This is a genomic window from Janthinobacterium lividum, from assembly GCF_011601275.1.
Classification (GTDB): Bacteria; Pseudomonadota; Gammaproteobacteria; order Burkholderiales; family Burkholderiaceae_D; genus Janthinobacterium; species Janthinobacterium lividum_E.
Genome location: NZ_JAAOLY010000035.1, coordinates 15,866 through 30,193, shown reverse-complemented (window position 1 = coordinate 30,193; position 14,328 = coordinate 15,866). Strand labels below are relative to the sequence as shown.

Below are 14,328 nucleotides of genomic sequence, written 5' to 3'. Positions count from 1 at the left end.
GTTTCGGTGGCGGCGGCGGCGGATTTGACGGCGGCGGCGCCTCGGGAGATTGGTAATGACGAAACAACTGACATTCGGCCAACGCTGTGGACGGGCATTAAAGCATTTGCGGGGTACGCCGGCGACGGCGCGCCAGGCCTTTCCGGAACGGACGCTGAAAGCCATCGAGACGGCGATTGCCGACGGTGAAACGCTGCACCGGGCGGAAGTGCGCCTGATCGTCGAGGCGGCCCTGACGCCTGGCATGGCCTACCAGGGCGTGAGCAATCGCGAGCGGGCGCGCGAACTGTTCGCCCAATATCGCGTGTGGGATACGGAAGACAACGTTGGCGTGCTGATCTATATCAACCTGGCCGAACACCAGGTCGATATCGTTGCCGACCGCAACGTGGGCCGCCGCGTCACGCCGGAGCAATGGCAAGCCGTGTGCCGCACCATGACCAAGGGCTTCAAGGAAGGCAACTTCCATGACAGCACCCTGGAAGCCCTGGCGCAGCTGAATACCTTGCTGCAAAGCCACTTCCCTGCCGATGGCACGCGCGGCAATCAGTTGCCGAACGAACCCATCCTCCTCTGATTCCTGCCCAGGGATTAAAATCTGCCCATTGCCGCGCAATCCCGTGGCTTGGGCAGCGCTCTCTATTATCCGCCGAGGAGTACACATGAAACTGATCCATAAAACCGCCATCGTCACGGGCGCCACGCAAGGCATCGGCCTGGCTTGCGCCACCCGCCTGATCGCCGAAGGGGCGCAAGTGATGCTGGTCGACATCAAGGAAGAAGGCGCGCAGGCCGCCGCCGCCCTGGGCCCGCAGGCGCGCTTCTTTTGCGCCGACGTCAGCCAGAAGGCGGACGTTGACGCCATGCTGAAGGAAACCCTGGCCCAGTTCGGCCACATCGATATCCTCGTCAACAATGCGGGCGTCACGCACGCGGCCGATTTCCTCGACGTGTGCGAAGACGATTTCGACCGGGTCATGCGCATCAACCTGAAATCGATGTTCCTGTGCGGCCAGGCCGTGGCGCGCGAAATGGTCAAGCGCAACAGCGGCTGCATCATCAATATGTCCAGCGTGAATGCGGAACTGGCGATCCCGAACCAAGTGCCGTATGTGGTGTCGAAGGGCGCCATCAACCAGCTGACCAAGGTCATGGCATTGAATCTGGCGCCGCACGGCGTGCGCGTGAACGGCATCGGGCCGGGCACCATCCTGACGGAACTGGCCAAGCAGGCGGTGCTGTCGAGCCCGCAGGCGCGCCACACGATCCTGTCGCGCACGCCGCTGGGCCGCTGCGGCGAGCCGGAGGAAGTGGCCGGCATTGCCGCCTTCCTGGCCAGCGACGACGCCACCTACATGACGGGCCAGACCATCTATGTCGATGGCGGGCGCATGGCGCTCAACTACACGGTGGCCGTGAAGGAATAAAGGCAGGCGCAACGAGTTATATCAAAAATCAATAATGGATATCTGAAAAGACCATTAGACACATATCGTGCGACGCAGCATAATGCACCTGTCTCCACTATTCTCCTCCAAGAAAATAGTTTTAAGCCCGCTTTCACCAGCGGGCTTTTTTTTCGCTATCCGTCCTGGAACATGGCCATTCTTGCCATGACGAGCAATCTTCCCGTCATTCTGTCTGCCGCAAAAAAATGTTGCAGCGTGTCATCAGCCCGTCATCTTCGCCCCCTATACTTGCTTCATCTGCTGTACAGGCAACCGATATGCCTGACTCCAGACAGGTGTGCCGCGATGGCACACCACTCCCCTTTCATGACCGTGGCGGGCGCCGGCAAGGCGTGCGACATGGTGAGCACCAAGCAACTCTCAACTCTTGACCCATTTCATTTGGGTTTTTGGCCCGCGCCCCCGCGGGCCTTTTTTTTGCCCACACGGCAAGCTCTTGCGCAAAAACACGGTAGCCCGCCATGCGCATGATATTGTGACGGCCTTTCCACCTGTCCTGACGCCTCATGCCTGCACCCTTGCCCGAACTCTGTTTTGCCGACCGCTACGAACGCCTGCGCTACCGCACCGCGCTGGTGCTATACGCCCTGGTGATCCTGATCGGCGACATTCCCGGCGTGCGCGCGGACGTGGGCCAATATGCGTCGGGCGGCGTGCTGCATTCCGTCGGCTATGGCGTGCTGGCCCTGATCCTGTTCAGCGGCACGGCCGGCGGCATGGCGCGCCGGGCGCTGCTGTCGGTGCTGATGGTGGCGGCCATGGGCGCGCTGGACGAATTCATCCAGAGTTTCCTGCCGTACCGCCGTGGCGCCGTCAGCGACTGGGTGGTCGATATCACGGCTGCGACGGCCGTGGTGCTGCCGCTCTACTTTTGCTGGCCTGCCATGGCCGCCGCCGCGCTGAAGAAACAGCAAGGCTGATCACGGCGCGCCGTCATCGCCGACACCGAGCGCCAGCGGCAACTGCCCCTGGCCGGCCGCCGCCCGGCTGGCGACCCGGCGCAGCACCGTGCGCATTTCGCGCCGGCTGGCAGCTCCCGCCGCGCGCGCCGCATCGCGCTGCATCTCCATCAACTGTTCCGACCGTGACAGCCTCGTCAAGGCATGCAGGGCCTGGGTCAACGCGTAGCGGGCGCGCGCCGCGTTCGCCGCGTCCGGGGCGCCGTACACCGCAATCACCAGCTCATTGATCAGCTTGACGCTATGGGAATCGGCAGACATTTATTCTCCTGAGATAGGCAACGGGGAACAAGGGAAAAACACAAGAGGGAAACGCGAACGCCGTGCTCACCCTGTGCAAGAATGTCTTTTATACCAAGCTCGACAATTGAAGCACTTGATGTACCTCAATGTGAAATAACAAGGATCGAACATCCTCCCCTCCCCGCGCTCTTACTAGCAGCAGTTGCGGCCATGCCTGGCATGCGCCATTGACGCTGACCTCCGCCGCACCCTGGAAACGGGGTCAACACTTTGTCAGACCAAGAGGAGAACAAGATGAGAGTAAAAAAAACCATGGCGCTGGCCGGCCTGCTGTGTACGCTGGCCGCCTGCAGTTCGAATCCGAACGGCACCAGCATGAGCAGCACGAATGGCCGCAGCGGTGAAAGCTACAGCAATACGGCCGGGACAGGCAGCACGTCGACCGGAACAGGCACCAGCACCGGCACCAGCAGCACCATGAGCGACACCAGCACGGGCAGCAGCACCGCTGGTACCGGCGGCAGCAGCACCGCTGGCACAGGCAGCGCCGATGCACGCACGTCCACGGCCAACAACGCCATGAACATGGACGGCAGCCAGACGGGTGTGAGCATCGCCTCCGCCACGGTGCAATCGATCGAGCCAGTGCCGCGCGGCATGGATCAGGGCAGCGGCGACATGCAATCCGGCAGTTCCGGCACTGCGGGCACCACCTCGGGCAACATGCAGTACCGTGTCACCCTGCGCCTGGACGACGGCAGCACACGCACCATCATGCAAAACTCCCAGCCCGGCTACCAGATCGGCGATAGGGTCAAGGTGGTCAACGGCTTGCTGCAGCGCTATTAACGTTATCGGGGATCAGCGCAGGGGATCAGCGCAGCATGCACTGATTACGCCTGGCCACTGGCGCTCGGAGTACTGAACGCCAGCGGCCAGGCACATCCACCAGGGGCAGGCCTGGCGAGGTATGGCAAGACAGGCATCTTGCCTTGCCTTGCCTTGCCTTGCCTTGCCTTGCCTTGCCTTGCCTTGCCCTGCCCTGCCTTTCCTTTTCCTTGCCATATCTTTTTATCTTTTTGTGTTTTTTTGTCTTTTTCTTGCCATGCTTAGCCTTGCCATGTCTCCTGCGAGCTACGCCCTGCAGCTTGCTATGCCTCCTGCCTTGCCATACCTTCACTTGCCATGACTTTCGGTAGCTCCATGCCTCTTGCCTCTTGCCTCTTGCCGGCTTCCTTGTTGAATCCGCGCCGGGAGCGCGGTTGCCGCGCTCCCGGCGCAAGCGCCTACTCCACCATGCCCATCTTGCGCTGGTTTGCCGCCAGTCCGCCGATCAATTCCGCTGCCTTTTTCCCGGCCAGGAAGGCGTGGTCGGAATTGTAGTATTCCCACTCGCTGTAGCGTCCCGCCAGCACGATGTCCTGCGTGGACAGCCATGCTTTCACCAGCGCCACGTTGGAGGCTCGCGCGTGGTCGTACACCACATAGGCGTACGGCATGTCCACCTGGTTGGCTGCCAGCAGGCGGTCATCGTCGCGCAGCAAGCCCACCGCGATGCAATCGGCCACGCAGCGGTCGATCAGGGCCTGTCCATCGAGCGGCAAGGGTTTCCAGGGCGAATAACTGATCTCGCACGTCAGGCCGAAACCGCCCGGCGCGTTGCAGTGGGGGCTGGCGTTACCTTGCAGGAAAATACGGTGGAATATCGTCTCTTCCGGATAGTAGATCCAGTGTTTCTCGCTGATATTCTCACGCGCCACGCCCAGGTTGACGCAGCGCACGGAAATATGCCGCAAGGCGCGCGCCGCCGCCTGTACCTGCGGCGGCGCCTGCTCACCGATCAGGCGCACCAGCTGCGGCAAGGGCATGGTGCTGAGCAAATGCTGGTAACGGAAGCGGCGGCCGTCGCCCAGCACGATCACGTGCTGGCGCGGCAAGACCTGCACCACATCGGCATTGAGTTCCACCTTGCCTTGCAGATGCGGCAGGAAGCCCGACATCAAGGCCTGGAAACCGCCGCGCAAGGGATAGCCGAAGCGCGCATTCGGGCCCATCGGCCTGGCCACCGGTTCGAGCGCGCCCTCGATGATTTCTTCCAGGTTGGGCAAGGGCACCCGTCCGCCCAGCCACGACGTTTCCATCTCGGCCAGGGGCACGGTCCATAATTTCTTGTTGTAGGGAATGGCAAAATGGCGGGCGATGCCGCTACCCCACACCTGATGGATGAATTGCTCGAAATTGGGCGCGGTCTGGGCCTGGGCCTGGGCTTGGGCTGGTGCCGCCACGGCATCATGCACCTGTTCCAGTCCCGTGCCGCCGTCGGCGCAGCAATCCTCAACGGCGCAGGCCGCTGCCTGGCCCGGGGCCACCGGCGCCTTGCCGTAGCGCGCCTCGATGGCGCCGACGATGCATTCCTTGATGACGGCCGGCGGCAAGCCGTACAGCGCTCCCTGGAAAGGATAGCGGGTATAGACCTGCTTGCTGTAGACCCAGGCTTCGCGGTTTTGCCAGTGCAGGTTGGTGCCCAGCAAGGTACGGTACATGTCGAGCACATAGTCATCATTGGAAAACATGATGTGGCCCGCGTGATCGAAGGTAAATCCACGGTCCTGGATGGAGCGGCACCAGCCGCCCACGGCGGCATTTTTATCCAGCAGCAAGGTATCGGCGCCCAGGTGATAGGCGGCGCTCAGGCCCGTCGGACCGGCGCCGATAATGGCGCAGGCCACGGCTTGCGGCGCACCGGGGGGATGCAGCAGATTGACATCGGCGCCGGCACCCGGTGCGGCGGCCTGCGCCGTACCAGCGGCGGGCAACGCCTGGCGGGCGCCCTGCCCCGGCGGCGTCGTGTCGAGCAAGTTGCGCATCTGCTCCACCGTGGTATCCCAGGAGGTGGCTTCGACGACGGCGCGCATGCTGGCGGCCATGGCCGCGCGCTGTTCCGGCGTCGCGGCCAGCGCCGCCTCGCAGGCGGCGACAAAGGCGTCCGGCGTGTCGGCAATGGCCACGATGTCGCCATACGGCACGGCCACATCGGTGATCGAGGTGCTGACGATGGGCAACTGCGCCGCCATGTATTCGAGCACTTTGGTCGGACTGATGAAGCGGGTCGCTTCATTTCTGGCGAAGGGCAACAGGCAAACGTCCCAGCCGGCCAGGAAGTGCGGCAGCGCCTGGTAAGGCTGCTGGCCCAGGTAATGGATATTCTGCCGCTGCGGCAGGCTGGCCGGGTCGATCTTGAGGATGGGACCGACCAGCACGATTTGCCAATCGGGATGGGCGTCGGCCAGCGCCGCCACCAGGGCCGGCTCGAAACGCTCGTCGATCACGCCGTAATAGCCGAGCCTGGGCCTGCCGATTTCCGCCTGCGCGGGATGGCCATTGTGACGGTCCAGCGCCTGTTCGAAGTGCACGGTGTCGACGCTGCTGGCGAAGCAATGGATGTTGGCGTGGCGCGTGCGCTTCGCCTCGAACAGACTGGGGCCGCCAGCAAACACGAGGTCGGCGCGCGCCAGCAAGGCCGTCTCGCGCTGCAACAGCTGGCGCGGCGCATTCCTGAATGCGGCCAGTTCATCCATGCAGTCATACACGACCAGGCCCGCATGCAGGGCGGGCAGCAGCGGCAGCGCCATCGGCGTATAGAACCACACGATGGGGTCGTCGGCAGGCGTGATCTGGCTCAGCAGGGGCTGCAGCACGGCCAGCTGATCGTCGTGAAAACCGGGCGCCTGCACGGCCGTGCGGGGCTGGCACACGGTCACGTTCGGCGCCGGCGTAGACAGTTCCAGCACGCCTGGCCCATCGTGCCAGACGGGTTCCTCGACGAAGACCACGCGGTAAAACTGCGCCAGCCGCGACAGCAGCTGTTGCGGACGCTGATACACGAAATTCCAGCGCAAATGGGAAAAAACGATGATGGTTCGCATGCCAGTTCCTTTCTGCCCCGCCGGGGCAAACGTTGAACAAAGTTGTCCGGTCAGGCGCTGCGCCTGCCGTAGTGCCGCCGCGTAAGGGGGCACGAGGATGCGCCGCAGCCGCTCCTCCCCCTCGCCTTCCAGGCCGACATCCCACAGACCGCTGCGGTGCCAGTGGCTGGCATCGTCCCAGTCGGGCCGGTCGATGACGGGATAGATGCAGATGCCGCGCAGCGCGGCGCCATGCTGGACGGCCAGCGCCGCCTCGGCGGCCGCCTCGCGTATCCACGCGCCGCGCCCGCTGCCCACGTGGCTCGTTTCCGCCAGCAGCAGCGGCCGCTGGTAGCGTGCCTGCACTTCCAGCAGCAGCTGGTGCAAGGGCATGCGGCGCGGCTCGCCCAGGTGCCACCACAGGCGCAAATTGCTGCCGCTTTCCCACTGGTTGCTGTGGTAATAGTTCAGGCCGATCAAGTCCAGGTAGCGGGGTGCGCCGCCCAGTTCCGGCGCTTGCCGGCCGCACAGCATGTCCCACGCTTCGAATTGCGAAGCGCGCCAGGCGGCCGCCTGGTCGACCCAGTCCGTGCGTCCGGGCGGCGCGGTCACGTGGATCAGGGGATCGCATTGCAGGAAGCGCGCCTGCGGGCTGACGGCGCGGATGGCGTCGCAGCCGGCCACGGTGGCGCGCACCAGCTGCCGCTTGCCTTCCTCGCCCGCATCGGGCCGGTACATATTCAGGCACTGGAACATGTGCACCGACAAGCCCCAGCTGGTAAACGAGATTTCATTGATGGGCGAATATACGGGCGCGCTGCCCGCAAACGGCGCGAGGAACTGCGCTGCCGCCCGGCAATAGCGGGCAAAGCGCGGCACGAAGTCGGACGAAAACAGATCGAGCTCCGGCGGCCAGCCGTAGTGGCAGAAGGTCCAGTTGATCTGCAGGCCCAGTTCCTGCGCCACGGCGGCGCGCTCTTCAATGAAGGAAAAATCGAACTGGCCATCGCGCTCGGCCAGGCGCCAGCCTATGCTTTCGCGCACGCTGCAGATGCCGAACTGGCGCAGCAGCAAGTAGTCTTCGCGCACCCTGTCCAGGTGGCCCGTGGCGCGGTTCATGTCCAGCGCCTGGCCGCCATGGGTGACGTGGTCGGCGCCCTCGTAGCCCGCTTGCCAGTAAGTAAGGAACGGCGCTGCCGCGCCATCGGTATCGGCCATGCCTGCCCCTCTTGATGTATGGACCAGATGAAACGTGCCAGGCCCGGCTTGCGTTCAATTGAGCCGGATATTGCGGGTGGCCGCGCTGAGCAACTCCAGCGCGGCCTTCGGCGTTCGGTCCGCCGTCAGCAGACCATTGGTTTCCTGGAACGTGTCGGCGAACTGCGTGTAGCAAAAACCGCTGAACATCTGCGCCGTGTTGACGACGTTCATCAGGCGCCGGTAAATATCGAGGAAGGCAGCCTCGTTGCCCACCCGCGCATAGCCCCAGGTTTCCGCCGATTCGCTCTGTTCCCGGTCAAAGGCGATGCCGCCAAATTCCGTGAGGACGATGGGCTGGCCCCGGTGCGGAAAGCCGTCTAGCGTGAGGATGCGCCCGCCCGGGCGGCGCTGGTCGAACAAGGTGGTGCGGGCCGAATCGCTGATCGCATAGCGCGCCTGCAGCCGTTCCGGATCGCAGTCGTAGTCGTGGATGCCGAGGATGTCGGTAGCCGACGCTTCCCAGCCATCGTTGCCGATCACGGGCCGCGTGGGGTCGAGCGTGCGCGTCAGGTGATACAGCGCCTCGACGGCGTTGCGGTGGGCCTGGATGGCCGTCAGGTTGGGCACGCCCCACGACTCGTTGAACGGCACCCAGACGAGGATGCACGGATGGCTGTAGTCGCGCTCGATCACGTCCGTCCATTCGCGCACCATGCGCGTGATGGCTTTGCTGGAAAAGCGGTACGTCGATGGCATTTCTTCCCACACCAGCAAGCCCAGGCGGTCGGCCCAGTACAGGTAGCGCGGATCCTCGATCTTCTGGTGCTTGCGCACGCCGTTGAAACCCAGGGCCTTGGCCAGTTCCACGTCGCGCCGCAGGGCGTCGTCGGATGGCGCTGCCAGCAGGGTGTCGGGCCAGTAGCCCTGGTCGAGCACGAGGCGCAGCGGATACGGCCGGCCATTGAGCATGAAGCGGTCGCGGTTGATGGCCACCGAGCGCAGCGCCGTGTACGATTTGACCGTATCGAGCAGCTCGTCGCCATGCCACAAGGTCACTTCGGCATCGAGCAGGATGGGCCGTTCCGGACTCCACAGCAATTCGTTGCGCGAATCGTCGATGCCGGGATCGGACAGGGCGATCTTGCGGCTCGCTTCGTTCTCGATCAGCTTGTACTGGTCGTCGGCCAGCAGGTTGTCGCCATGCCAGATGCGCACGGCCACCGTGAGGTCATCCTGCAGGTCGCCCGTGGCGAAGACGTCGCAGCCGATCTCGTAGCCCTCGAACACGGGTGTCCAGCGCAGCTTGCCGATATAGGTGGCCGCCACGCGCTCGATCCATACGCTTTGCCAGATGCCCGTGGTGCGCGGATACCAGATGGAATGGGGCAGCAGCTGCCAGTCCTGCTTGCCGCGCGGCTTGGCCAAATCGTGCGGATCGTCCTCGACGCGCACCGTCAGCACTTGCGGCCCGTCGGGCAGCAGCGCATGGCTGATGTTGGCGACAAACGGCGTATGGCCGCCCTCGTGGTCGGCTACCACGTGGCCGTTCAGCCATACCTTGGCATGGTAGTCGACGGCGCCGAAGTGCAGCAGCACGCAGGGTCCGCCCGGCTGCAGCAAAAATTCGCGCTGGTACCAGCAGACGCGGTGAAAGCCACGGTCGCCCACGCCGCTGGCTTGCGATTCCGGCGGGAACGGCACGATGATGTCGTGCGTCCAGTCGATGCCGCCGTCGGGCAGCCGGTAACGCCGCTCATTGTCAAAGGTAAAACGCCAGGCGCCGTTCAGGGATTGCCAGTTTTCGCGCACCATCTGCGGGCGGGGATACGCGAAACCGCCCTCGCCAGGCAGGGCTGTACCGGCCTGTGCATCATTCGTATCGGGTGGGGAGAGGTGGTCATTGAGCATGCCTGTTGGAGGCATGCGGCACTTAGCAAGTTCCAAAGAAAGAGGCTTGCTTTTTCACGCATGAGCCAGATCAAGCCACGCTCAATTCAGGGGAACCACCATGCGTGCGCTGTGTCCTTCCGCGTTAAAGCGCTGCACCACCGTGCGCCCCGTGCTGGCCGCGCACTGCTTGCGGCACAGAGCCACGCAGGCGCCGCCAAAACCGGCGCCCGTCAGGCGCGCGCCGTACACGGCGGACTGCGCAGACAGCAGCGCCACCAAGGTATCGAGCACCGGCAGCGATACTTCGTAGTCGTCGCGCAGGCTGGCGTGCGACTGCGTCATCAACTGCCCAAACAGCACGGGACCATGCTGGCCGCACGCTTGCAGCACGCGCAGGTTTTCGCTGACCACGTGGCGCGCGCGGCGGCGGTACGGCTCGGGCAAGCCTTCCACCAAGGAAGGCTCGCGCACGTCGCGCAACGCCGCCACACCCAGCAGGCGCGCCGCCTGTTCGCACTCGGCGCGCCGCACGTTATACGCGCTGCCGGCCAGGGTGCGCGGCACGCCGCTGTCGATCACCAGCACCTCGCTGTCGTGCGGCAACGCCAGCAATTCATGGCGCAGGGTGCGCGCATCGAGCAGCAGCATGTGGCGCTCGTCGGCCAGGCTGGACGCCATCTGATCCATCACGCCGCAATTGACTTGCGCGTAGCGGATTTCCGCCTGCTGCCCCATCAGCGCCAGCGACACGTCGTCAATCTGCAGCCCCAGCAGCTGGCGCAGCGCGCGCAGCATGGCGATTTCCAGCGCCGCGCTGCTCGACAGACCGGCGCCCGGCGGCACGTCCGAATCGATATGAGCGCGCACGGCCGGCACGGCCACGCCGCGCTCCTCGAGCAGGCGGATGCAGCCTTCCAGGTAGCGGCCGAAACCGGGCGGCGCAGCGCACTGGCGCTCGAAACGCACGAGTTCGTCAAGGGTCGCCGAATAGAACTGATGGTGGCCGTCGGTGGCCAGCGCCAGCATCACGCGCGTGCGCTGCGGCGTGGCGCACGGCAGCATGTAGCCATCGTTGTAGTCCGTATGCTCGCCCAGCAGGTTGACCCTGCCCGGCGCCGACGCCGCCACCACGGGGACGGCGCCGAAATACGCGTCGGGGGTGATCATGGCAACTCCAGGGTCAGCGGCCGCAGCCGTCCCTGCACCGTTGCCGCAGGCCAATCCGGGTCGCAGGTCAGGTTGTGCAGGCGCCCGCCGCTGAGCACGAAAGTATCTTCCACCATGCTGCCGGGCAAGCTGGGATGGAAGGCCAGGGCCATGCCGTCCTTCAGGGCGATTTCCGTGTGCGCGCCGGCCGCCACTTCGGGCGAGCGGTAGCCGGCGATGCCGCCCTGCCGGAATTGCTGCACCGTATCGGGCTGGCCCGCATACGCATAGGCGCTGTCGAGCGCGTGATACACCATGCTCAGCGCATGCCCCACCGCGCAGGCATCGAGCGCCACCGCTTCCAGCGCCAGGATGGCCGCGTCCGCTTCGCCCAAGCCCTCGCGCGCGGGACGGAAGCGGCGCTGGCGGCTCAGGCTGGCGCACAGGCCGTAAGCTTGCGCGCACAGCGCCAGCACGGCCCGCTCGCCCAGCGGCGACGCGGCCGGCGGCGCGCGCCGGTAGCGCTCGAAGCGTTCGGCGCCCGCCGCCAGCACGTACACGGCGTGCAGGCCGCGCGACCACAGGGCGCGGGCGCAGGCGCCGGCCAGATCCTGCTCGCTCCAGTCGGGACGCGCGGCGCGCGGCGCTTCGCTGGCGGCCGCAGCGGCCAAGCGTCCCAATTCGCGGTAGCGCGCCTGTTCCGGCGCCAGCAAGGGCAGGCGCTCCTCGCGCAGGGTGGCGGGCAGGCTGCGTTCATGCAGGCCCGGCCGGTCGCACAGCACGGGCCGCCCTCCCGCCGCATGCTGCACGAAATGCTCGCGCAATTCGGCCAGCCGGGGCTGCATCCACGGCGTCACTTGCCAAGTCCAGCTGCCGCGCACTTCTTCGTGGCGCAGCCGCTGCGCCTCGGCAGCATCCGTCAGGATGTAGGCCGCGTCGCGCGTGACGAGCACCTCGGCGCAGCCGCACTCGGCCCACTGGCTGGGGCTGCAGGACGCGCCCGCCGTGGCCCAGGCGAACCAGTCCACGCCGCGCAGGCGCACGGCACCAGCCCTTTCCTGTTCCAGCCAGCCGCGCATCTGCGCCAGTTTATGGGCAATTTCCAGTTCGACATTCCAATTCATGCGATTTCCTCTGCCATATTCCATGCCACGCGCACTTGCTGCAACTGCCGCGCCGATTCCTCGGGCAAGGCATCCATGGCGTACATGCCGGCGCCCAGCTCGGTGCCGGCCAGGTATTTGAGCCGTTCGCGCGTGCGGTACGGCGGATAGAACTGTGCGTGCAACTGCGTTTCCGGATGCGCGCGGCCGTCTGTCGGCGCCTGGTACCAGGCCATCAGATAAGGCATCTCGCGCTGCCACAAGCCGTCGTATTTCAGCAAGACGGTTTTCAGGGCGCGTGCCAGGTCATCGCGCTGCTCCACCGACAAGGCCGCAAAACTGTCCGTCTGCCGCCGCGGCATCACCCACGCCTCATACGGGTAGCGGGCGCAGGCGGGAACAAAAGCGATGGCTTCCGGTCCCAGGTACAGCAGGCGCTCACCGCCATCAGCTTCGCGCCGCGCCATGTCCACCAGCAGGGCCTGGCCATGCTCGGCAAAATACATGCGCTCCTGCTCCAGCATGCGCGCCGGCACAGGGGGGATGAAGGGATAGGCGTAGATCTGGCCATGCGGATGGTGCAGGGTCACGCCCACTTCCGCGCCACGGTTTTCGAACGGCAGCACGTAGGCGATGCCGGGGCGGCTGGCCAGCTCCTGCGTGCGCTCGGCCCACGCTTGCAGCAGCAAGACGATGTGACTCACTGGCAAGGTGCCCAGCGAGGCGCCGGCATCCTGGGCGAACACCACCACTTCGCAATGGCCGCTGGCGGGCGCCGTGGCCACCGTCAGGTCGGGCGGATCGTGGGCGTCCGGCGCCAGGGTGGGAAAGCGGTTGTCGAAGACGGCGATATCGTAGTCGCCGGCAGGCAGTTCCGTCGGATGCGCGGGATCGCGCGTGGGAGCCAACGGGTTGTACTCCACCGGAGGGAGGAAGGTGCGGCCCTGGCGGTAAGCCGCATACGCGACCCACTCGCCGCGCAAGGGATGCCAGCGCAAGTGCGGATTGGCTTCCTGCGGCAGGGGGAAAGGACTCGGCGCAACGCCAGCGACGACGATGGGACGCCGGCTGTAGAGGGTCAGCTGGCGCCCGTCGGGCTTGACGAGTTGCTTGCAGTACATGATGTTTCACAATCTTAAGACACGAATTCTTAAGACTGGGGCTGGCAAGGAAAGTTCCAGAGTTTGCGGCGATTCCGCCAGTTCAAGCAGCACCGATCTCCAATCGGCACGAGTTTTTTACCGATCAGTACGCAAATTCCCGATTCGCATTATCATGTGCACAGCCTGTCATCCCTGCCGCTTTCAAGGCCGACCCTATTGTCGTCAGGGGATAGACAAATCGTCCATTGTGATTTTCCACCACGTCCCGATATCGCTACCATGATTCCATTTTCCATACTCGACCTGGCCCCCATCGCCGAAGGCAGCGACGCCAGCCAGTCGTTCAAGAACACGCTCGACCTGGCGCAGCATGGCGAACGCTGGGGCTACAACCGCTACTGGCTGGCCGAACACCACGGCATGCCCGGCATTGCCAGCGCCGCCACGGCCGTCGTGATCGCCCATGTGGCGGCCGGCACGACAACCATCCGCGTGGGTGCGGGCGGCGTGATGCTGCCGAACCACTCGCCTCTCGTCATCGCGGAACAGTTCGGCACCCTGGAAGCGCTGCATCCGGGCCGCATCGACCTGGGCCTGGGCCGCGCGCCCGGCTCCGACCAGACGACGGCGCGCGCCCTGCGCCGCGACTTGCAGTCCGATGCGGAACAGTTCCCGCAAGACGTGCTGGAATTGATCGACTATATGTCCGATGAGCCGCGCCAGCGCGTGCTGGCCGTACCCGGCAAGGGCGCGAAAGTGCCCGTGTGGATACTGGGGTCGAGCCTGTTCGGCGCCCAGTTGGCCGCCCACCTGGGCTTGCCGTATGCATTCGCCTCGCACTTCGCGCCGCAAATGATGATGCAAGCCGTGGCGTATTACCGCGAACATTTCAAGCCGTCAAAACAATTGGCCAAACCGTACGTGATGCTGGGCTTTAACGTCTTTGCCGCCGATACGGATGCGGAAGCGCACCTGCGCGCCACGTCGATGCAGCAGGCGTTCGTCAATTTGCGCACGGGACGCCCGTCGCGCCTGCAGCCGCCCGTGCCTGGCTACCTGGAGCAATTGGGCCCGCAGGAACGCGCCATGCTCGACTCCGTCCTGTCGTGCACGGCCATCGGCGCGCCGGACACCATCAAGGCGAAGATGGCCGCCTTCATCGCCGAAACGGGCGCCGACGAGCTGATGATCACCTCGCAGATCTTCGAGCACCAGCACCGCCTGCGCTCGTATGAAATCACGGCGCAGGTGCATGCAGAGCTGGCAAGTGCGCAGTAAGTTTTAACTCTCTCCCTCGGTATATTTCCCTA

General features: G+C 64.9%; 11 protein-coding genes. 5 read left to right on the top strand and 6 right to left on the bottom strand.

The genetic code is table 11. The features are described from left to right. Window positions 1-55 precede the first annotated feature (55 nt). From GYK42_RS28235 to GYK42_RS28225, 3 genes are all read left to right on the top strand, one after another. On the top strand, window positions 56-577 hold the full coding sequence (locus GYK42_RS28235; protein ID WP_166450192.1) for a TPM domain-containing protein: 522 nt from the start codon (window positions 56-58) through the stop codon (window positions 575-577). Between the two features lie 85 nt (window positions 578-662). After that, complete coding sequence (locus GYK42_RS28230; RefSeq protein ID WP_058050636.1) at window positions 663-1,427, top strand: SDR family NAD(P)-dependent oxidoreductase; 765 nt, start codon at window positions 663-665, stop codon at window positions 1,425-1,427. 548 nt (window positions 1,428-1,975) lie between these two features. Continuing rightward, entirely contained in the window at window positions 1,976-2,389 is a 414-nt protein-coding gene (locus GYK42_RS28225; protein ID WP_046685351.1) for a VanZ family protein, read from the top strand. On the opposite strand, the gene GYK42_RS28220 is transcribed toward GYK42_RS28225, so the two are convergent. Beyond that, window positions 2,390-2,689: a hypothetical protein gene (locus GYK42_RS28220; RefSeq protein ID WP_166450191.1), complete on the bottom strand. Its 300-nt coding sequence runs from the start codon at window positions 2,687-2,689 to the stop codon at window positions 2,390-2,392. A gap of 276 nt (window positions 2,690-2,965) precedes the next feature. On the opposite strand from GYK42_RS28220, the gene GYK42_RS28215 reads away from it, so the two are divergent. Further along, window positions 2,966-3,520, top strand: a complete 555-nt coding sequence (locus GYK42_RS28215; RefSeq protein WP_166450190.1) for a hypothetical protein — start codon at window positions 2,966-2,968, stop codon at window positions 3,518-3,520. A gap of 437 nt (window positions 3,521-3,957) precedes the next feature. Here the strand turns inward: GYK42_RS28215 and GYK42_RS28210 are convergent, their stop codons facing one another. The 5 genes from GYK42_RS28210 to galT form a co-directional block, all read right to left on the bottom strand. Next, window positions 3,958-7,794 carry an NAD(P)-binding protein gene (locus GYK42_RS28210; RefSeq protein WP_166450189.1) on the bottom strand — a complete coding sequence of 1,279 codons (3,837 nt, stop codon included), beginning with the start codon at window positions 7,792-7,794 and terminating at the stop codon, window positions 3,958-3,960. A gap of 54 nt (window positions 7,795-7,848) precedes the next feature. Further along, window positions 7,849-9,588: a glycoside hydrolase family 2 protein gene (locus GYK42_RS28205; protein ID WP_046685630.1), complete on the bottom strand. Its 1,740-nt coding sequence runs from the start codon at window positions 9,586-9,588 to the stop codon at window positions 7,849-7,851. A gap of 177 nt (window positions 9,589-9,765) precedes the next feature. After that, entirely contained in the window at window positions 9,766-10,833 is a 1,068-nt protein-coding gene (gene galK, locus GYK42_RS28200) for a galactokinase (RefSeq protein ID WP_166450188.1), read from the bottom strand. Continuing rightward, window positions 10,830-11,936: a M24 family metallopeptidase gene (locus GYK42_RS28195; protein ID WP_166450187.1), complete on the bottom strand. Its 1,107-nt coding sequence runs from the start codon at window positions 11,934-11,936 to the stop codon at window positions 10,830-10,832. Before GYK42_RS28195 ends, galK begins: the two co-directional genes overlap by 4 nt. Next, window positions 11,933-13,036 (bottom strand): galactose-1-phosphate uridylyltransferase, encoded by a 1,104-nt coding sequence (gene galT / locus GYK42_RS28190; RefSeq protein WP_166450186.1) that lies wholly within the window; start codon window positions 13,034-13,036, stop codon window positions 11,933-11,935. The genes GYK42_RS28195 and galT overlap by 4 nt, the downstream gene beginning before the upstream one ends. A gap of 261 nt (window positions 13,037-13,297) precedes the next feature. Between galT and GYK42_RS28185 the strand changes: the two genes are divergently transcribed. Then, complete coding sequence (locus GYK42_RS28185) at window positions 13,298-14,296, top strand: LLM class flavin-dependent oxidoreductase (RefSeq protein ID WP_166450185.1); 999 nt, start codon at window positions 13,298-13,300, stop codon at window positions 14,294-14,296. Window positions 14,297-14,328: the final 32 nt, after the last annotated feature.